Origin of the sequence: Nonomuraea sp. NPDC049695 (assembly GCF_040674955.1) — a bacterium.
Lineage (GTDB): Bacteria > Actinomycetota > Actinomycetes > Streptosporangiales > Streptosporangiaceae > Nonomuraea > Nonomuraea helvata.
In genome coordinates, this window is record NZ_JBFANV010000093.1 from 18,938 (window position 1) to 39,142 (window position 20,205).

Consider the following 20,205-nt stretch of genomic DNA (forward strand, 5'->3'; position numbering starts at 1 on the left):
TCACCCCGCGCCGACGGTCTTGGCGAGCTGCTCCTTGGCCCAGTCAGTGGGAACGAACTTCCCGTTCTGCACCGTGTTGACCGAGATGAACTCGGGGGAGAGCCCGGAGTGGTCGGTGGCGGAGTAGCGGAAGCGGCCGTTCGGCGTGACCAGGTCCATGCGCTCCAGCGCCTGCTGCACCTTGGCCTTGTCGGTGGCGCCGGCCTTCCTGATCGCCTCGAAGAGCAGCAGGCTCGCGCTGTAGCCGTCCTGCGCGAACTGCGGCGGCGGGTAGCCGTGCTTCTGCTGGTACGGCGTGGCCATCTGCTCGATGACCTGCTTCTGCTTGCCGTCGGGCAGGTGCTCGCCGACGACGCCGATGGCGCTCTGCACGGTCATGCCCTCGGCCGCGCCGCCCATCGGCTCCAGCCAGAGCTTGCTGGCCTGCGACGCGGTCAGGAACAGCGGCGTCTTGAGCCCGGAGGCCACGTACTGCTTGGCCGCCGTCACGCCGGGCGCGCCCGAGCCCCAGAACACCAGCGCCTCGGCGGCGGAGCCGCGCACGTGGGTGAAGAGCGGGCTGAAGTCGGAGGTCGTGGTCTCGTACGGCTCGTCCACGGCGATCTTCACGCCGTACCTGGACGCGAGGGCGACCATGGCCTTGTGGCCGGAGACCGAGTAGGCGCTCTTGGAGTCCCAGGCCACCGCGATCGTCTTGATGCCCTTGGCCTGGATGTACTGCAGGTAGCGCTCGGCGTACATGCTGGACAGGGCCGGGGTGACGAAGACGTACGACTTGATCGGCTCGACCTGCTCCTGCGCCGGGGCCAGCGACAGGTACGGCATCTTGTCGCGCTGCGCGAGCGGCTCGACCGCGAGTGCCGCGTTGGAGAACACCGGGCCGATCAGCGCGTCGATGTCGCCCTTGATCTGGTTGTAGGCCACGATGCCCTGGTCGGGAGCGGTCTTGTCGTCGCGCGTGACCAGCTCCACCTTGCGGCCCAGGAGCCCGCCCTGTGCGTTGACCTGCTCGACCGCCAGCTCGACGGCCTTCTTGTCCTCGCTGCCGAGCGGCGTGTAGTTGCCGGTCAGGGAGACGATGAGGCCGACTTTGATCGAGCCTTCGGCGCTTGAGCCACCGCCTCCGCACGCGGCGACGGCTAAGGCGAGACAAACCAGGGACGGGAGCAGCCTGCGCATCAGGGACCTCCTGGGATGTGGCCCTGAATGTAGGCAGATAGATTACGGCTGTCAATAGAGTGCCCAATAAAGGGGGAGGGGCTTTCGATGCGGCCTCAGTCGGTGATGCTGACGTTCCTGGGAGATCACGTGTACGGCCGCGGGATCTGCGTGTCCTCGGGCAGCTTCATCGAGGCGTTCGCCAAGGTCGGGATATCCGAGGAGGCGACGCGTTCGACGCTGACCCGGATGGTCCGCCGCGGCCTGCTGCGCCGACAGCGCTCCGGCCGCCGCATGTACTTCGGCCTCACCCCCACGAGCGCCGAGGTGCTCAAGGACGGCGAGCGCCGCATCTGGCACAGCGGCGTCGTCAACGACGCCGACGAGGACCGCTGGACGCTGATCGGCTTCTCGCTGCCCGAGTCCTGGCAGCGGCAGCGGCACGAGTTGCGCTCGCGGCTGGTCTGGGCCGGGTTCGGGCCGCTGCAGAACGGCCTGTGGATCGCGCCCGGCGAGGTGGACGCCGCCCGCGTGATCGACGGCCTCGGCGCGAACGTGAAGGTCTTCTCCGCCGAGCCCAGGCACCCCACCGCCATGCAGGCCCTGGTCGGCGACGCGTACGACCTGGCGGGCCTGGGCGAGCGCTACCGCGAGTTCCTGGGACGCTGGGACCGGGCCGACCCCGCGCCGGACGCGCCCGACGACCTGGCGCGCTCGTTGACGCTGCTGACCGGCTGGCTCCAGATCATCAGGACCGATCCGCGGCTGCCGCTGCGGTACCTGCCGCACGACTGGCCCGCGGAGAAGGCGCAGCGGGTCTGCCATGCGCTGCACGAGCGGTTCAGGCCGGAGGCGGCGCGGATCGCGGAACGGCTCCTCGACGTCGTACCCGATGAAACTTGGGCAGAACGGTGACAGCAATCGCATAGTGGCCTAACTTGATGGCTTGAGCGTCAAGGAGCGCCGATGCGGAATCAGGGGATTGGCTCGTGGCCGGCACGCAGGGCTCGCATGACGCCCGAGCGGGTGGCGCTGACGTACCGTGGACGTGATCGCACCTACCGTGAGCTGCGCGAACGGACGTACCGGCTGGCGTCCGCGCTGGACGTGGGGCGCGGCGAGCGGGTCGCCTTCCTCGGGGTCAACCAGCCCGCGCTGGTGGAGACGTTCTTCGCGGCGGGGCTGCTGGGGGCGGTCTTCGTCCCGCTGAACGCCCGGCTGGCCAGGCCCGAGCTCCGCTTCATCCTGGAGGACGCGCAGGCCTCGGTCCTCATCCTGGGCGAGGAGCAGGACGGCGACGGGCTGCCGGGGCGCCACATCACGGACTACGAGGCACTGCTCGCCTCCGGCTCGCCGGAACCGATCGACGAGCCGGTGCGCCAGGACGACGTGTGCCTGATCATGTACACGTCCGGGACGACGGGGCGGCCCAAGGGCGCCATGCTCACCCACGCCAACCTGACCTGGAACACCTTCAACCTGCTGGTCGACGTGCCGCTCGCGCACGACGAGGTCACGCTGGTCAGCGCGCCGCTCTTCCACATCGCGGCGCTGGCCCAGACGCTGGTCCCCACCGTGCTCAAGGGCGGCCGGGTCATCCTGGAGCCCTCGTTCGACGTGGACAGGACGTTCGACCTGATCGAGGCGGAGCGGGTGACGGTGATGTTCGGGGTGCCGTCGATGTTCGGCTTCCTCACGCGGTCGCCGCGCTGGGCGGAGGCCGATCTGTCGAGCCTGCGGCACCTGCTGTGCGGGGGCGCGCCGGTGCCCGAGCCGCTGATCCGGCTCTATCAGGATCGGGGACTGACGTTCCTCCAGGGGTACGGCATGACCGAGACGGCCCCCGGCGCCCTCTTCCTCGGGGCCGAGCACTCGATCGCCAAGGCGGGCTCGGCCGGGGTGCCGTGCTTCTTCTCCGACGTCCGCCTGGTCGCGCCCGACGGGTCCGCCGCGGGTCCCGGCGAGCCGGGGGAGGTGTACGTACAGGGTCCCAACGTCACGCCCGGCTACTGGAGGCGGCCGGAGGAGACCGCGAAGGCGCTGTCGGCGGACGGCTGGTTCCGCTCGGGGGACGTCGGCGTCGCCGACGAGGACGGCTACGTGCGCATCTCCGACCGGCTCAAGGACGTGATCATCTCCGGCGGCGAGAACATCTACCCCGCCGAGGTGGAGAGCGTGCTGTACGAACACGCGGCGGTCGCCGAATGCGCGGTGATCGGCGTGCCGGACGAGAAGTGGGGCGAGGTGGGCAAGGCCCTGGTCGTCACGCGGGATGGTTCGACGGTCGAGGCTGGGGAACTGCTCACGTACTTGGACGGCCGCCTGGCTCGTTTCAAAATCCCGAAATATCTGCAATTCGTAGCCGAATTACCCAAGAACGCGGCAGGCAAGCTGCTCAAGGCCCCTCTCAGAGAGCTCTACGGTTCCGGCCTCCACGACCACAGGAGATGATCGTCAATGCGCACCTCGCCGCCGTTCCGCGCGGATCACGTCGGCAGCCTGCTCCGCCCGCCCACGCTGCTCACCGCCCGCGAGGCCCTCACGGGCGACGCGCTGCGGGAGGCCGAGGACGAGGCCATCAGGGAGGTGGTACGCAGACAGGAGGAGATCGGGCTGCAGAGCGCGACCGACGGGGAGTTCCGGCGGGCGTCGTGGCACATGGACTTCATCTACCAGCTCGGCGGCATCGGCCAGGCCACCGACGAGCACATCACCGTCCGCTTCCACAACGAGCGGGGCGACATCGAGTTCACCCCGGCCGCGCTGCGCGTGCACGACCGGATCAAGCTGAACGAGCCCGTCTTCGCCGACGACTTCACCTTCCTGCGTGAGACGGTGAGCACGGCCGTGCCGAAGCTGACCATCCCCTCGCCGAGCATGGTCCACTACCGGGGCGGGCCCGCGGCCATCGACCCCAAGGTCTACCCCGACGTCGAGGAGTTCTGGCGCGACCTCAGCACGGCCTACGCCGAGCAGGTGCGCAGGATCGGCGCGCTCGGGTGCACGTATCTGCAGTTCGACGACACGAGCCTGGCGTACCTGAACGACCCGGCCCAGCGGGCGGAGCTGGCCTCCCGGGGCGACGACGCCGAGCGCATGCATCTGCGCTACATCAAGCAGATCAACGCCGCCCTCGCCGCCAAGCCCGCCGGGATGACGATCACCACGCACATGTGCCGCGGGAACTTCCGCTCCTCCTGGGCCGCCTCGGGCGGTTACGACTTCGTGGCCGAGGCGCTGTTCAGCGAGCTGAAGGTGGACGGGTTCTTCCTGGAGTACGACGACGAGCGCTCCGGGGGCTTCGAGCCGCTGCGCTTCGTGCCGCCCGGGAAGATGGTGGTGCTGGGGCTGGTCACGACCAAGCGGGGAGAGCTGGAGTCGAAGGACACGCTCAAGCGGCGGATCGACGAGGCCGCCAAGTTCATCGACCTCGACCAGCTCTGCCTGTCGCCGCAGTGCGGCTTCTCGTCCACGGTGGAGGGCAACCAGCTCACGGCCGACGAGCAGTTCGCCAAGCTCCGGCTGATCGTCGAGACGGCGCAGGAGGTGTGGGGCTGACCCTTACCGCGGGCCGGTGGACAGGAGCCCGGGCCGGCACCTGCCCGGGCTCCCGCGGTTCGTCAGCGGATGACGATCGTGGTGAGCGCCCGCGGCTGGAGTGTCACCGTGCGGCCCGTCACCGGGGACGGGGTGAGCGAGTTGGCGCCGTCCGTGAGGTACGCGGTCGCCCGCCCGCGCACGCCCTCCCACGTGACAGGCGCGGTGCCGGTGTTGAGCACCTCGATGACCCGCGAGCCGTCGGCGTTGCGGAACGCGGAGACCTTCAGCGCCGGATCCGCCGCCTGCGCGTCCAGCCGGACCGCGCCCGGCCGGATGAACCTGCTGTACGCCGCCAGCGCCCACAGCCGCTTGGACACGTGATACGTCTTCGCCGTGTCGTCGATCTGCAGCAGCGCCCTGGTCGCGCCCCGCGATCCGCCCAGCCAGTAGACGTAGCCGCTGACGTTGCCGAGCGTGAGCGCGTCGTGCACGGCCTGCGCGATCGTGAAGCCGTCGTAGCCGCTGCCGTCGTCCCAGTTCTCGTTCCAGGTGCTGCCGCTGGGGTTCCACTCCGACATCCAGGTGCGCCGGCTCGTCGGGAGCGGGGCGTCCACGGGGCTGGCGTACGTGTGCCCGGCGTGGGTCTTCACCCAGCGGCGGGCCTCGGGGTCGGCCTCGATCGCCGCCGTGTACGCCTTGCTCTGGTTCCAGCCGAACGAGTCGCAGCAGACCACGTTCACGCCCTTGGCGACCGGCCCGAGCACCTTGGCGAACTGGGCGGCCTGCTCGGGGGTGAAACGCATCGAGGCGTACGACGTCGTCCAGTCGGGCTCGTTCGTGAACCCGAGGTCGGTGATCCTGACGCCTTCCCTGGCGTAGAACTTCGTGTACTGCACCAGGTAGTCGGCGTAGGCCTGCTGCCACTCCGGCTTCAGCGTGCCGCCGTTGGTGTCGGTGCCGTTGTCCTTCATGTAGCCGGGGGCGCTCCAGGCGTCGGCGTAGAAGCGCTTCACCCCGTACGCCTTGGCCGCCTTGGCGACCCACACCTGGCTGTTGTCGTCGCCGTCCCAGACGTACTTGGGCGGGGCGTCAGGGCCCCCCGGGTCCTCGGGCTGGATCGACACCATCTGGTCGTACGGGCTGCCGGCGGGGGACGAGCCGATGCCGAGCCGCAGGATGCTCAGCCCGGCGCCCTTCTCGCGGTCGAACCACAGGTCGAGGACCTCCCGCTGCTGGGACTCGGACAGGGCCTTGAGCAGCTCGTTGCGCCGGAACGCCTGGGAGATGCCGAAGCCGTCGATCTCCTGGTGCCTGACGTGCTCGTTCACGGTGACGGCCGGTGGCTGGGACGGGTTCACCGCGGGGAGGCCGAGCAGGGCGACCGCGACGACTCCTCTTAGCATGACGCCTCCGAAAGTTTCGGCAATGTATCGATATATTTCATCGACATCGCCGGAACCGTAAGCGGGCGAACTGCCTCCCGTCAACCACCCCGCTATGACGGTGTCAGAGGCGGAGCCACCGGTGCCGTGGCGCAATCGATGATCGTGGAGGTGAGGTCCCGCAGGGGCGTCAGCAGCCCTGGGTAGTCGGCCGCGTTGAGCTCGTACAGGCGTTGCGTGCCGCTGCGGCGCACGGTCAGCAGCCGTGCGTCACGCAGGATCTTGAGGTGGTGCGACACGGCGGGCTGGGACAGCCCCAGGTGGGCGGCGATATCGCCGACACTGCGCGGAGCCCCGGCGTCCAGCAGAAAGACGATGATCTCCTGTCGGCGTTCGTCACCCAGGGCGGTGAACAGTGGCCGGGTCACGGCGAACAGGCGCAGGACCTCCCGAGCCGCACTCTGCCCGGTCATTCTGACACCTCGGCGCGCAGCGCCCTGAGGTGCGTGACGGGCAGGCCCAGGGTCACCCCCTTGTCGATCCAGCCGTCCAGCATCAGGCGCGTCTGCGCGCTGACCTTGGTGAAGTGCGCTTCAAGGTAGCGGGCCAGGTCGAAGGGGACGAGCCGCGGCAGCACGCGCAGGGCCAGCGCGGCGGCCCAGGCCGGCACGGCGAGCGGGGCACGCCTGCCGTGCTGCGCGGCGGCGATCATGACCGCCTCCCTGCCGGCCGCGGCCGCCCGCGCGTGGTGGGCGGCCGCGGCGGACCAGCCCGCATTCTCCAGTGCGGCGATGAACGGCATCATCCGCGCGGCGCTGATGTCGCCGCCACCGGCCCGTCGTGTCGCCCTGGCACGTACGCCGCCCGCTCGAAGTGCGGCGATGACCTGCCGGGTACGCGGCTCGGCGCCGCGGACCTCGAGCGTGGACAGGGGCGGCATCCAGTAGGCGATGCCGGGCTTGGGCACCTCTGCGGTCAGCGGCGCCTGGTAGGCGAGTACGGTCGGCGTCACTCGAACGATCTGCTCGGCCGGCCAGGACCGGGTGAGGGCGGCCTGGTCCTGGGGAGCCTGGCTGATCGTGACGACTGTCGCCGATCCGGCCGCGGCGCTCACCGCCGCCGTCCAAGGGCCGGACAGTGCGGTGGAGTCGACGCACAGCCACACCATGTCCCACGGACCCGCCGGCGGCTCGGTGACCACCTCGTAGGGCACCAGCCGCTGCTCGGCGGGCTTCCCCCACTGGCGCAGCCGATACAGCACCACGCCGTGCTCCGCCCACCGCTCGCGGCCGGGCTTGACCAGGTAGCTCACCTGAGCGCCGCCGGCCGTCAGCCACATCCCGAACACCTGCCCGAGCGCTCCAGCGCCCACCACCAAGACCTTCACCATCGCACCATACCAAAGAATATTTAAATTCTTCGAAATAGACCGTGCGGAAAGTTGAGGCCGGGCAGGAGCCTGAGGGCACCCGCCCCGAAGACGGGTGCCCGTGGGGTCAGCGGCCGAAGGCGATCGTCCGGCCCGCCTTGACCCGGTCCGCCTTGTACGTCACCTGGTCGATCGAGGTGCCCTTCGGGTCCACCAGGATGATGGTGTCCCCTTGGTTGTCCAGGCGCACGGCCCCGTCCAGCGTCACCCTCAGCGCCGCCCCGCCCTCGACGGTGCCGGTCAGCGCCTTGCGGCCGCCGGCGGCGTCCGACAGGGCCCAGCCCGTGAGGTCGATCGGGCCCGGGGTGAGGTTCAGCAGCGTGACCGTCTCGTGGCCGAGGTCGGCGCCCGCCGGGTCGGGGAGCGCCGCCATGATCAGAAGGTCGCCGGCCGCGACGAGCGGCGGCTTGACGGACGTTCCCGGCTGGGCCGGGTCCGGGGCGATGAAGAACTCCTCGGGCCAGACCGTGAGCCGGATCTGCTGCCCGGCGCCCTTGATCACGTCGTGCAGGTTGCCGCGTTCGAGCTTGCCCAGCAGGAACACCTCGTCGTCCCGGTTGACCGGGTCCGCCCGCAGCCAGGCGTCGAAGCCGTCGAAGTCCGTGAACCCGGCCGCCAGGTACGGCACGATGCGGCGGAACAGCTTCGGCCACATCACCAGGCGTTCCGCGTCCGCCAGGCCGGTGACGGCGGCGGCGCCGTTCGGGTCGGCGGTGGAGCGGGGCCAGATGCCGGCGGCCTTGCGCCTGGCGGCCTGCGACACCTCCGCCAGGTGCGTACGCAGCTCCGCGGGCAGCGTCGCGTAGAACGCCGGATAGACCAGCCCTGCGGCCAGCAGCGTGCCGTTCACGGACGCGTCGGCGAGCGCCGGGTCCAGGAACACCGAGGACCCGTCGGCCCCCGGATGGTCGCCCGCGTAGACGAACCCGATCAGCCGGCCGTTCGCGTCGACCCCGTTCGTGAGCACGTGGCCGCGGATGGAGTCCTGGTCCGCGGACTTCACCTTGTTCGGCAGGTCCTCCCAGTAACGCACGTTGGTGAAGCCGAGCAGGCGCAGCAGCTCGTCCCGCGCCGCGTTCGCCCCGGCGAGCTCCTGGTGCGTCTCCTCGAAGTGGGTCTCCAGAGCGTCGATGGCCTCCAGGCGTACGGAGACGCCGCGGCCGTTGATCTTCGGTGGCCGGCCGGAGCGCCTGGGCAGCCCTTCCACCAGCGCGGGCGAGTCGGGCAGGAACTTCACGGTGTCGCCGTCGGGCTCGGGGCCCTGTCGCGGGAGATCCGCGTACCGGATCACGAAATTGCCGCGTAAGAGCGTGTAACTCATGGATTGCCCCCCATCTTGTGGCGAGCGGAGCGTAACTCGCCATCAGGGCAGCGTCCATGGCCCGCGGTGACACCCGTGCGACGCTGGGTCAGCCCAGTCGGGTCTGGAGGCCGTCGAGGACCCGCTGGAGGCCGTACTCGAAGTTGTCCTGGTCGGACGTGGACGCATCCTGGTCCCGCTGCGCGGCGTAGCGGGCGCGCAGGCGCGGGTAGTCCTGGACGGCCCGCTCGGCCGCCGGCCACAGGCGCTCCACCCACTCCTGCTGGGTCTGGCCGCTGCGGGCGATCATGGACAGCATCGCGGCCTCGCCGGTGGACACGCCGAGCACGTACGCGACGAGCGTGTTCATCGCCTGGTCGGCCTCGTCGAGCGAGAAGCCGGCGGCTTCGAAGATGCCGAGCATGTGCTCGGTCTGCCGGAGCATGTTTGGCCCGAGGTAGGCCAGGCCGACCTCGCCGAGCTTGGCGGCGATCCAGGGATGGCGCAGGATCGTGGCGCGCAGGCTGCGGGCCACCTGCTCGATGCTCGCCCGCCACCCGGCGGCGTCGGCCTGCTCCGGCAGGGGCAGCTCGCCGTAGACCTCGTCCACGGCGAGCTCGAACAGCTCGTCCTTGTTGGCGACGTGGCGGTAGAGCGAGGTGGCCCCGGCGTTGAGCCTGCTGCCCAGGCGGCGCATGCTCAGGGCGTCGATGCCCTCCTCGTCGAGCAGCCGGACGGCCTCGGCCACGATCTGCTCGCGGCTCAGCGCGGGCTGCTCACGCCCACGGCGCGGTCTTGCCCATACCGAGGGGATGGGCTGTTCGTTCGACGGCATGACACCTATCATAGCGCACATCGTACGCATATGCGTACACCGAACCGGTCAGAGCCGGGCCGCGGTCCAGCAGTCTGGCGCGCCGGGCTTCCCGCACCTCGCCAGCGCGTCGAGGGCCTTGTCCAGGTCGGCGGTCCTGGCGTTGCCGGGGTCGTTGGACTCCTGGCCCGGATCCGCCACCGTGTCGTAGTACTCGGGCTCGGCCATGCCCTCGTACTCGACGTACAGCTCCCCGGCGGTGCGTACCGCCGCGTAGCTGGGCGGCTGCGAGTTCCCCGCCTGGAGGGGCTCGGCGTCGGGGTCCGGCTCGCCCGGTGCGGCCGGGTTGGGCTTGACGTGCTCGATCAGCGCCGCCTTCCGCCAGTCCTGCACCTTGCGGCCCTGGATGAGCGGCAGCAGACTGCGCCCGTCGCGGCTGTCACGGGTGGCGGCGTCGACCCCGGCCATGTCGAGGAAGGTCGCGAACAGGTCGACGTTCTGGGCGATGGCGCCGGTCGCCAGGTCGCCGTGCCGGCCCGCCGTAGGCCGTTTGACCAGCAGCGGCACCCGTACGTCGTGGTCGTAGGCGGTGGTCTTGCCGCGCACGAGGCGGTGCTGGCCGAGGTGGAAGCCGTTGTCGCTGGTGAACACCACGTACGTGTTGCGCTTCTCGGCCTCCGTCAGCGTGCCGAGGACGCGCTCCACCATGTCGTCCACCGACTGCACCATGCGGATCCGGTCGCGGAAGTCCTTGCGCAGCTGCTTGACCAGCGCGGGGGCGAGCGGCTCGCGGCGTACCCAGGAGGGCTTGTCGGCGGTGTCCTCGTTGAAAGCGGGCAGCGTGCTCACGTCGATGTCGTTGCAGTCCGGCCCGCCGCAGTCGCCGTGCGGGAACTCCCCGGCCGGGAACTGCGTCTTGGGACGGTCGCGGCGCGCGGGCGGGAAGAGCGGCTCCTTGTCGCCCGGCTTGGCGCCGATCCTGGAGTGCGGCGCGAACGGCGAGACCTGCAGGAAGAAGGGCCTGCCAGGAGCGCGCTCGCGCGAGCGCGCGATGAAGTCCGTGGCCCGCCGGCCGAGCTCGTCCACCAGGTACGTGCCGTCGGAGGCGTCCAGGCGGGGCGTCTCACCCTTGACGTAGCGGGTGAGCTGGTACTTGAACTCGCTGTAGCCGCCGCCGGCCGCCACGTGCCACTCGTCCCAGCCGGGCGGCACGTGGTAGCCGGCGTCCGCCACCGGGTACTCGTTGATGTACTTGCCGAGGTAGCCGGTGCGATATCCGGCCTGCTCCAGCGAGACGGCGTACGTCCTGGACTCGTGCGGCGCGAACGCCGTGTAGCCGCCGCGGTCGGAGCCCTTGTTCGTGGCCACGCCGGTGTTGTGCGGGAACTGGCCGGTGAACATCGAGGCCCGCGACGGGCAGCACAGCGAGTTGGAGACGTAGTAGTTGCTGAACGTCGTGCCGTCGTCGGCCAGGCCGCGCACGGTGTCCATGTACGGGAGCAGGTCGGCGGACATGTCGTCGACGAGGAAGAAGATGATGTTCGGTCGCTGGGGCTTGGCGGCCGCGACCGCCCCCGCGCCCGCGTGCGAAACCAGGCTCAGGCTGAGCACGAGCGCGGAGGCCACCGCTAAGGCTCTGCGGATATGTGGGGTCATCACCATTGACCGCCTTCTTTGCAACGCTGGGAGGTGAGAGTGAAATGCAGGCTAATCGCGCTTAATGGGACTGATCAACCGATTGGTCCTGAAGGTTTCCTGGCAAGCGAGCCCAACGTGCCGGTCACGTGTTCTGGTGGCCGAAGCGGGCCTGCTTGGGGCCGCGGAGCCGCACCTCCGGGTCGGTCATGGCCTGGGGCGGCGCGGGGCGCTCGACGGCCGGCTCGATCGCCGGCTCGGCCCCTTCCGCCTCGGCGATCCTGCGTACGAGCCGCTCCCGCAGCCGGGCCGCCACCTCGGCGTGCGACGGGAAACCCGCCAGGTTGACCAGCTCGTGCGGGTCGTTCTCCAGGTCGTACAGCGCCTGCTCGCGATAGACGGGAGCGGCCGGGTCGTCCCACGGGTGGGCGTCCTCGGCGACCGCGTAGTACTTCCACCGCGACGTACGGATCCCGCGCCCCACCTCCGACTCGCTGACCTGGAAGAACACCTCCTCCGGCCAGTCGGCGCGCGCGTCGCGCACCAGCGGCAGGAACGAGCGCCCCTGCATCGCATCGGGGACCGGCAGCCCCGCGGCCTCCAGGAGCGTGGGCGGCAGATCCAGCGTGCTGACCGGGCGGGTGACGGCGCCGCCGCCGTCGAAGCCGGGGCCGCGCAGGGCCAGGGGCACGCGGAGCGAGGCGTCGTGGCAGGAGCGCTTGTACTCGCCGTTGCGGGTCTTGAAGTGGTTGCCGTGGTCCGAGGTGTACGCCACGATTGTGTCGTCCAGCAGGTCCATGCTGCGCAGCGCGTCGAGCAGCCGCCCGAGCCCCTCGTCCAGGCGCTTGACCTGCCCCAGGTAACCGCCCATGTGCTGATGGGCCGTGCCGCCGAGCGCGGCCAGGTCCGGGGGCATCCAGCGGCCCTGATGACGCTCCTCGTACCCGTCGGGCGCCGGGTAGTTGTCGACCTCGTTCTGGTGGTGCGGCTCCAGGAAGGACAGGAAGAGGAAGAACGGCTCGTCGTGGTGGTCGGCGACGAACCGGACGGCCGCGTCCACGAGGGCGTCCGAGCGGTAGCCGGGCAGGAACACGGGGTCGTCCGCGTCGTCGTACACGATCGTGCGGTACGCGTCCGACGTGTGCTCGAGTGCGTTGGCCGCCAGCCACGACTGATAGCCGCCCCGCCGGCCGGCGGGCACGGGCTCGCCGCCGCCCAGGTGCCACTTGCCGATGTAGCCGGTGGCGTAGCCGGCCGCGCCGAAGTGGTGCGCCAGCGTGCGCTCCTCCGGCGGCAGGACGAGACCGTTGCGGTGGACACCGGTCGTGGTCGGGTAGCGGCCCGTCTGCAGGGCGGCGCGGGCTGGCGCGCAGACCGGCTGCGGGGTGAGCGCGACCGTGGCCTGCGTGCCGTGCCGGGCCATCCGGTCGAGGTTGGGGGTGAAGGGGCCGACGGTGTCCCACCGCTGCTGGTCGGTGAAGAACACGATCACGTTCGGACGCAAGAAGACAACTCCAACTGTTGTGAACTACGAAGAGCCCCGCTGAAGGAAGGTCCAGGGGCGGACGATCTCGCGGGCGGGCGGCGGCTGCTCGGCCTGGAGGCGGTCGAAGAGCAGGCGTACGACGTCGGTGTAGTCGTGCCTGCGCGGGCCGACGGTGCTGAGCTGCGGATTGCTGATGAGACCCTCGTCGATGTTGCCGACGCCGACGATCGCGACGTCGCCGGGCACGCTCAGCCCGGCGTCCCTGGCGGCCCAGATCGCGCTGATGGCCGCCCTGTCCGAGGCCGCGAAGATCGCGTCGGGGCGGTCGGGCGAGCGCAGCAGCTCGGCGGTGGTCTCGTAGGCCGCCACGCGGTCGTCCGCGCCCGAGGTGATGATCCGCTCGCTCACGCCGTGCCGGTCCAGGGCCGAGATGTAGCCGAGCAGGCGTCCGGCGGGCCTGTCGCGGTAGAGCTCGTGGCGGTGCGCCAGGAACGCGATGCGCCGCCTGCCCTCGGTCAGCAGGTGCTCGACCGCTTCCGCGCACGCCTCCGCCTCGGGGGTGCGTACGACGTCGCAGCCCTCGAGCCCGCTCTCGTTGCTCAGCACCACCATCGGCAGCCCCGTGGCGGTGAGCCCGGTGAGCAGCTCGCGGGTGAGGTGGTCGCCCTCGACGTTCACCAGCGCGCCGTCGGCGATCCCACCGCGCAGCACGTCGATGGCGGCCTTCGCGCGGGCCTCGGAGTAGACGGCGAGCGTCACCACGGAGTAGCCGCGGGCGTCGGCCATCTCGTGCAGGTCGGTGGCCAGGCGCTCGTCGCTCGGCACGCCGCCGAGCGAGCTCAGCACCAGGCAGACCCGCTGGGTGCGGCGCTTGCGCAGGCTCCTGGCGGCCTGGTCGGGGGTGTAGCCGAGCTGTCTGGCCGCCTCCAGCACCCGCTGCCTCGTCTCGGCGGCGACGGGGCGGTCCCGGCCGCTGAGCACGTAGGAGACGGTCGCCACCGACACGTTCGCCAGCTCGGCCACTTGTCGCGCTGTCGGCCTCATGTTAATCGAATAACCCACCGTCAGATGAGGAAGGGCCACCTTGCTGGCTCCCTCGTGTTAATCGTTTAACACCGTAGTCTTCAGACGTGTGCCGGATCAACCCCGTCGCCTCGGGTTTTCCCTAGGGCGCTCCCGGAGGCGCGCGGGCGTGGCCGATGGCGATGAACTACCCAACAAGCCCTTCCAGGAGAAGGCTCCAGAGCCGCCTTGTACGGGCGCATGGGAACCATGCGGTTTCATGCGTCTCCTCTCCAGCCTCCGAGCGGACGACGCGGCGGATGAACATGAGCCCACCGGCCTGACAGAGCTCGTAGATCACGGCCATGCACTCACACGTGTGGCCACGGCTCCACGGTCAGCCGCTTCGAGGCCGGCCTCTACCCTGCCCGCACCCCTGACGTCATCGCCCTCCTCGACCTGTACGGCGTTACCGCGCCACACGAGCGTGAAGGCATGGTCCGCCTGAGCCGCGACGTATGGCAGAACGGCTGGTGGGACGACTACTCGGGCGACGTGTCACTCGGCATCGTGGACTACGCCTGGCTGGAAACCCGCGCCGAGAAGATCAGCTCCTTCGACGCGTTCGTGATCCCCGGCCTTCTCCAGACGCGGGACTACATGGAAGCCGTCATCCGGGCGGAGGACACGGACGCGTCGGACGAGCAGGTCAGCCGCTGGATCGAGTTTCGCCGGACCAGGCAGGAAATCCTGGCTGACGACGGGTCTCTCTTCTCCACGATCCTGGACGAGTCCGTTCTACACCGCCCCATTGGCGGGCCCGAGGTCATGCATGGTCAGCTGGGCCAGCTCACAAAGTACGCCTCCACACCCAACGTCGAGATCCGGGTTCTCCCACTCACCGCCGGGGCACATGCCAGCCCCGACGGCGCCTTCCGCATCTTCCAGCTCCCCAAGCCTTATCCGGCTGTCGCGTACGTCCCGACTCCCGCGGGCTCGATCTACGTTGAAGGCGAGGCAGCTAACAGGCTTAAGCTGAAATATGACCGTATTCGCTGCGACTCGCTCAGCGCCAAGGAGTCGCTGGAGCTGATCGCGGCGGTCGCGGAGAACCTCTCTGACACCTAGGGATGGAGCCATTCGATCATGACGAGCCCCGAAATCGCCTGGCACGTCAGTAGCTTCAGTGCGGATGGCGGTGGGAACTGCGTAGAGGCTGGCCCGCTCAATGACGGATCCGGCCGTGTAGCCGTTCGACACAGCAAGCTTCGGGGCGGGATGATCATCTATACCAAGGCGGAGTGGCAGGCTTTCCTGGCCGGAGTGCATGCTGGAGAGTTCGACTTTTTCGGCTGATTCCCTATAGGAGTTGACGTGTCAAGCCTGTAGCGGAAAGAGGTCGCGGGTCTTGTTCGGGCCTCGGGTGACGGGCTTGATACGCGGGATCGACTGCTTGCGGGGCGGGTCAGGGCGCGAGCAAGAGTCGGCAGCCGAGGTTACTTCACCACCTTCACTCCTGGGGTCATGGGGCGATACCTCCATCATGTCGAGCCTCAATATCTTCCGGAACCAGCGGGCTCTGCTTGCGCACGCCAATCGCCATCGCTATCGCACCGCCCATGAACCCGACGCCGACCAACGCCAGGGCTACAAATCTGCCCATATCGGTGTCGCCAGCCTCTAATGATCCAACGATCACGTAAAAGAGGGTTGCGGTCCCAGCTGCTAAGAATATGTTTCGTCCGTACACGGGTCATGAGCATACTAAACTGATGAGACTTTGTGAAGTTGATGACCATCCCCTCGGTGGCATTATGACTTCACGACAGCAGTACGACCTCGTTATTAGCTTCGACGGACAAGTATCTGGCCTTCCCTGCAGTCGGCTGCCTGCTCTCCTCGCTCAACGCGGTGCCGCGGCCACACTTTGCAGTGCACAATCGCACATTGAGGTCGAGGCGACCTATCGCATACAGGATTCCTTGTTTGGTCTCGAGGTATCCCAGCCGCATAACAGCCCGCTGGCCTCATGTATTTCATCAACTCTTTGGAATCACTTTGGCCCGCTAATACTCTACCTAAACATGCCCTAAATATGTCTCATGCGGACAAATTTAGGGAGCTCCCTGCTGGAGGCATGCAAGGGCTTGAGTGCCATATTACTCAAGCCCTTTCATGGCTATTTGACCTGACCGCAATCGAGCTGGGGTCAAACTATGTTGTATCCACCCTTGTATGAGCGCCAGTCTGATTCGGCGCGATTGGACTTTTGCCGCTTATCAGTCTTGCTATAAGCGACGATCGCCTTGGCTCTCACTTTATGCTTATACGCCTTGATTGAGACGCAGGTCCACGTGGTGCAGTCCATCACGATGTCTTCGTCCTCGTAATTGGCTGCCTGGCCCTCGCCGGCCTGAAATTCGTCCTGGCTGCAGTCGTCCCCGTCGGCGAGGCCGCCCGTTGTAGCTCTAACGCCCCAGCCCCACGTAACGGAAGCACCGATCTTCCGGGCGCATCCCGCCGTTTGGATAGTGATTTGAGAATGCTTGAGAAGATAGTCGTATTTCTTCTTGGTGGCAGCAGAGTTGCCCACCACGACTATCTTCCCGACGGCCTGCATTCTGCTGATTATCCATTTATCCACTGGGCCGGTATTCGGATGGATGATCCATGCAGATCGGTAGCAGACACGCAGGCGTATTCCCTTGACTAGTTCCGTGTCCGAGTCACAGCCCGCGATGGTCACCGAACCTTCGCACTCAGACGCAGCCAACTTCAGGGCACCGCTTCCCGAGATCGAGCAGCCGCCCGTCCACCCCTCGCTATCGTCGTCGACGCTGTCCGAGGGGTCGCAGTTCGAGTCGACGGCCGCTTCGATGATGGTGATATTGCCGCAACGATCGAAGACGAACACGGAGACTGTGAAGGCACTGCCTTCCACCGTTCCGGCACTCGTAGCGGCCCGGGTCTTGGCCATGCTGGTTGAGGACCCACCGGACTCTGTCCAGGTCCGCTCTACAGTAGTCGTAACGCGGACGGTTCCGTCTGGTAAGGCCAGTACCGCTGGGTCAGTCAATTGCACAGCCGAACCGGTGCGTGTGGTGCCAGCCGACTGCTTCTCGTCTCGCTGCTTGACGAGCTCCGCATTCAGAAGCGACAGCTTGGCCGTGCTCGGCGCCTGAGGGGTAACGCCCGGCGCATCCCAGATAGTGTTGGCGCGGCCTTCCAGAACGGCGTCCTGAGCCTGATAGTAGGCTTTGATGCGGTCAATGTACGCTTGGGTGCCAGACCCTGTTGCCGTCGTGGCTTTAGCAGGAGAACCGGCTTCGAGAACACATGAGGATCCACCACCTGTGCTAGGCGGCGGGGCCGCCTTGGTAGTGGCGGTGGTGGTCTCCCAGGCACTTACTCCATAGCTGGTCTTGGCGCGGACTTTGATCGTGTAGGTGATGTCGTTGGTCAGGCCACTGATGGCTGCCCACGGGTCCGCAACTTCCAGAGTCTTCACGACCGTGCCGCCGCTATCGGTGACTTCGACGTCATAGCCGTCAAGCATGGCCACGCTGCCGCTACTTTCCGGAAGACCCCAACTGGCCGTCGCGCTGGCGTCGCCGCCGTGTGCGGACAGGTTGAGCACCTTGCTGGGCGGCCCAGCGGGAAGGTAGGTGAGAGCCAACGACGGTTGTTCGGCCGCTGCTGGGTCAGCGAATGTAATCACGTCGTCCTTGTTGGACGTGAGTAGCAGCCACTGGTATTCGCTCCCGGCGATGTCTGCCTGCGGGGCAGTGACTGGCAGTGCGTAGGGAGTCGTGCCGGTTTCAGCGTCACCTCCGAGCTCTGAGCCCTTCGACTCAGAAGTGACTGAGCTCTTGAGCGGGGCAGCAGTGATGACAGCGTCGCTCGGGCAACTGCCTGCCGAGCAGACCGGGGTGCCAAGTTTGAGGATGCCCTCCGAGACGCCCGCGCCGTCGGGAAGCTCGTCCAATTTGAAACCGATAACCGCGGCGGTCTTCTCGGTACCAGTGCCACCGATCCGCATGACGTTGTCATCGATGACGGTGCAGGGCGCGCCATTGCAGGCAGTTGGATTGGTCCTGGCGGTCTTGATGACGAAGCTGTCCTTGGCCAGCGTCAGGTTCCGGACGTCCTCGACGGGGGGCGGCGGGGGTGTGCCGGGCGTGGTGAAGGAGACTGGCGCGGTCTTGGAGGTGCAGACCTCGTCGGCTGCTGTTTCGCCGCTGGCACAGGCAACCATCTGCCATGTGTAAGTGGTGCCTGGCTGGACGGTGTTAGCGGGGAGTTGGAAAGATGCACGCTCGCCGCCATTGACGCTGCGGGCGCCAAGGGGTGCGGATCCCACTGGGGCTCCGCTGCCGTTGTATAGGTAGTACTTGGCGATGACGGGGCCGCCGGAGGGGCGGTTGACCATGCCGGACAAGATCGGCTGCGCAGGGTCGGCCATGCCTGTCTCGGTGTCCGTTGGGAGCATCGGCGCGTCGGAGCTGATCCGGTACGCCGGGCTCTCGTTGCAGGAAGGTGGGGTCACGCCGGTGCGGCACGCCTTGACGACGAATTTGAAGCTGGCCGGGTTGTCCATCGCGAAGGTCTTGTCGATGACCCGGCCAGATGGAATGCCGGTGTGCGTGGTGGTGTTAGGCGAGACCGCGAGCGCGCGGATCTCCTGGCCGGTTAATGGTCGCTGATAGACGCGGAGGTCGTCGACTGCGCCGTCGAGGGTCCGTCGGTTGCCGACGACGAGACCTCGGCCTACTTCGAAGGCGCCTCTGGCGTTCCAATCCATGACGTAGTCGCGTTCAGCGACCATTTCGCCGTCTACATATAGTCGGAACTTGTGGGTGGTCTGGTCATGTTGCACCGCCAGGTGCGTCCACTGGCCGATCTTGGCAAGCTTTTCGGACTGCATCCCGAATTCACTGATACGGTCCGGGACGTCCTGCCTGAGCACGGAGAAGTTCCAGCGCCGATCGAACTGCGCCGAGTCAGAGACATCGTAGGACAGCGTGAAAGCGGGCCAGTTGACACCCATCTGGGACAGGACGGCTTGATCGCTGGTGCTGCTGTTCAGCCGTACCCAGGTTGCCACGGTATAGCTCTGATTGGTGTTGATGACCGGCTTGCCGGCACTGATGACGGCACCTGGGGAGAGCGAGACCGCTCCTCCGAGTTGGCCGGGGATGCGGCTGTAGGTTCCGGTCAGAGTTCCGTTCAGCCCGTTGCCGGATGAGTCGGTGGCGGTGTTCCCCGAGGTCTCGTCAAGTTTCCACGCCGCTGTCTCGCCCGTGGGGAGCTGGACGGGGGGAGGGGGCATGGTGGAGTCGTTGACGGTGACGGTGTAGTCGAGCGGGGTCGCCTCGGGAACGCTGGACTTGTAGGTGACCTTGACGCTGGTGCTGCGGGCGATGGCGTCGTTGCCGCTGATGGAGTCGATCGACTCGGCGGTCACGGTGGGGATCTCCGGCGGGAGCACCCAGTCCACGCTCAGCTTGGGGACTCTAGGGCCACCCCACAGCAGGTTCCAGAACGAAAAGTCCTCGCCGAGATCTTTAGGGACCGGGAGTTCAGACCCGAGCCGAAGCGTCAACCCGTAGTTGGGCGTGCCTCTCGCCCACGCCTGGGTCATCGCGGTCAGATCCCAGCTCCACACTGCCCCATCCGTCCGGACCTGGGAGCAGGCATCGACCGAGGAGCGCTCCTCAGCGGAAGTGGCGGGCTGATTCGACCAGTAGGTCTTATCGGCGACCCAGGGCTGGGTGATGCGGTGCGCAACGACCGACTGAAAGGCGCTGCAGGAGGGGCGGTTGCCGTTGAGGCTCAACTGCATGGTTGCCTTGACCACTTGGCGCCCGGTAATGGGGGCGGTGTCGAAGGCCATCAGGGCGCGGGTCGCCCATTCGCTGTAGGCGCACGTGGTTGGGGTGGGGCAATTCTTGTAGTTCGCTCGGGCCACGTATCCAGGCCCCATCGCCCCATTTGGGGATCTAACCGTTGTTTCCTGGGTGATACCCAGCGTGGTCGTGGGGTCGACCGTGACGGGATAGCGTGTGTCCGGAGCGGCCAGCCATTCGGTGTCCGGCTTGAGTACCAGCACGGTCTGGTTGCCGGCCTTCTCTATCAAGGTCTTGACCTTGGTTTCGCGGCGCGGGCCGCCAGCGGCCGGATCGATGCTGTCCCACATCCGCGGCGTCGGAGCTGACATAACCGCCTTGCCCTTTGGGCTGGTCAGTGACAGTCCGCCGGACTTGGTCAGGCCGAGTTCGACACCCGTGGTCTCTACCGGGAAACGGAACTCCAGCGGGCCTGCAGGGCGCTCGCGCAGCACGACGTCATGCTGGAATCCGGTGGGTAAGGCGGTGACCACCAGGTCTGCGCCCTTGCCCGCCGCGTCGACGTACCGGGCGACGTTGCCGCTGACTTCCGGGCGCGGTAGCTCAGTGGGCC

At 67.8% G+C, this 20,205-nt stretch carries 16 protein-coding genes; 5 read left to right on the top strand and 11 right to left on the bottom strand.

Annotated elements, in window-relative coordinates; genetic code table 11:
- Complete coding sequence (locus tag AB0J64_RS46660) at positions 1-1,179, bottom strand: ABC transporter substrate-binding protein (RefSeq protein ID WP_364042554.1); 1,179 nt, start codon at positions 1,177-1,179, stop codon at positions 1-3.
- Between the two features lie 87 nt (positions 1,180-1,266).
- Here AB0J64_RS46660 and AB0J64_RS46665 point away from each other — a divergent pair, with 87 nt between their 5' ends.
- The 3 genes from AB0J64_RS46665 to AB0J64_RS46675 are packed head-to-tail and all read left to right on the top strand — an operon-like array spanning position 1,267 to position 4,716.
- The gene (locus tag AB0J64_RS46665) at positions 1,267-2,073 is read left to right on the top strand and encodes a PaaX family transcriptional regulator C-terminal domain-containing protein (protein ID WP_364042556.1); all 807 of its coding nucleotides are present in this window, start codon (positions 1,267-1,269) and stop codon (positions 2,071-2,073) included.
- A 51-nt stretch (positions 2,074-2,124) separates the two neighbouring features.
- Entirely contained in the window at positions 2,125-3,609 is a 1,485-nt protein-coding gene (locus tag AB0J64_RS46670; protein WP_364042558.1) for a long-chain fatty acid--CoA ligase, read from the top strand.
- 6 nt (positions 3,610-3,615) lie between these two features.
- Complete coding sequence (locus AB0J64_RS46675) at positions 3,616-4,716, top strand: 5-methyltetrahydropteroyltriglutamate--homocysteine S-methyltransferase (RefSeq protein ID WP_364042560.1); 1,101 nt, start codon at positions 3,616-3,618, stop codon at positions 4,714-4,716.
- Positions 4,717-4,778: 62 nt separating this feature from the next.
- On the opposite strand, the gene AB0J64_RS46680 is transcribed toward AB0J64_RS46675, so the two are convergent.
- From AB0J64_RS46680 to AB0J64_RS46715, 8 genes are all read right to left on the bottom strand, one after another.
- Positions 4,779-6,101: a glycoside hydrolase gene (locus tag AB0J64_RS46680; RefSeq protein ID WP_364042562.1), complete on the bottom strand. Its 1,323-nt coding sequence runs from the start codon at positions 6,099-6,101 to the stop codon at positions 4,779-4,781.
- Positions 6,102-6,193: 92 nt separating this feature from the next.
- The gene (locus AB0J64_RS46685; protein ID WP_364042564.1) at positions 6,194-6,553 is read right to left on the bottom strand and encodes a metalloregulator ArsR/SmtB family transcription factor; all 360 of its coding nucleotides are present in this window, start codon (positions 6,551-6,553) and stop codon (positions 6,194-6,196) included.
- Complete coding sequence (locus tag AB0J64_RS46690) at positions 6,550-7,470, bottom strand: 2-dehydropantoate 2-reductase N-terminal domain-containing protein (RefSeq protein ID WP_364042566.1); 921 nt, start codon at positions 7,468-7,470, stop codon at positions 6,550-6,552. The genes AB0J64_RS46685 and AB0J64_RS46690 overlap by 4 nt, the downstream gene beginning before the upstream one ends.
- Before the next feature lie 106 nt (positions 7,471-7,576).
- Positions 7,577-8,830, bottom strand: a complete 1,254-nt coding sequence (locus AB0J64_RS46695; protein WP_364042568.1) for a lamin tail domain-containing protein — start codon at positions 8,828-8,830, stop codon at positions 7,577-7,579.
- A gap of 88 nt (positions 8,831-8,918) precedes the next feature.
- Entirely contained in the window at positions 8,919-9,644 is a 726-nt protein-coding gene (locus AB0J64_RS46700) for a TetR/AcrR family transcriptional regulator (protein WP_364042570.1), read from the bottom strand.
- A 48-nt stretch (positions 9,645-9,692) separates the two neighbouring features.
- On the bottom strand, positions 9,693-11,279 hold the full coding sequence (locus tag AB0J64_RS46705; protein WP_364042572.1) for a sulfatase: 1,587 nt from the start codon (positions 11,277-11,279) through the stop codon (positions 9,693-9,695).
- A gap of 124 nt (positions 11,280-11,403) precedes the next feature.
- Complete coding sequence (locus tag AB0J64_RS46710; RefSeq protein ID WP_364042574.1) at positions 11,404-12,762, bottom strand: sulfatase-like hydrolase/transferase; 1,359 nt, start codon at positions 12,760-12,762, stop codon at positions 11,404-11,406.
- A gap of 24 nt (positions 12,763-12,786) precedes the next feature.
- Complete coding sequence (locus AB0J64_RS46715) at positions 12,787-13,788, bottom strand: LacI family DNA-binding transcriptional regulator (RefSeq protein WP_364042576.1); 1,002 nt, start codon at positions 13,786-13,788, stop codon at positions 12,787-12,789.
- A gap of 453 nt (positions 13,789-14,241) precedes the next feature.
- On the opposite strand from AB0J64_RS46715, the gene AB0J64_RS46720 reads away from it, so the two are divergent.
- Positions 14,242-14,874, top strand: a complete 633-nt coding sequence (locus tag AB0J64_RS46720) for a DUF5753 domain-containing protein (protein WP_364042578.1) — start codon at positions 14,242-14,244, stop codon at positions 14,872-14,874.
- 18 nt (positions 14,875-14,892) lie between these two features.
- The gene (locus AB0J64_RS46725) at positions 14,893-15,102 is read left to right on the top strand and encodes a DUF397 domain-containing protein (protein ID WP_364042580.1); all 210 of its coding nucleotides are present in this window, start codon (positions 14,893-14,895) and stop codon (positions 15,100-15,102) included.
- A 166-nt stretch (positions 15,103-15,268) separates the two neighbouring features.
- On the opposite strand, the gene AB0J64_RS46730 is transcribed toward AB0J64_RS46725, so the two are convergent.
- Both AB0J64_RS46730 and AB0J64_RS46735 read right to left on the bottom strand, forming a co-directional pair.
- Complete coding sequence (locus AB0J64_RS46730; protein ID WP_364042582.1) at positions 15,269-15,445, bottom strand: hypothetical protein; 177 nt, start codon at positions 15,443-15,445, stop codon at positions 15,269-15,271.
- A gap of 510 nt (positions 15,446-15,955) precedes the next feature.
- Positions 15,956-20,086 carry a LamG-like jellyroll fold domain-containing protein gene (locus tag AB0J64_RS46735; protein WP_364042584.1) on the bottom strand — a complete coding sequence of 1,377 codons (4,131 nt, stop codon included), beginning with the start codon at positions 20,084-20,086 and terminating at the stop codon, positions 15,956-15,958.
- Positions 20,087-20,205: the final 119 nt, after the last annotated feature.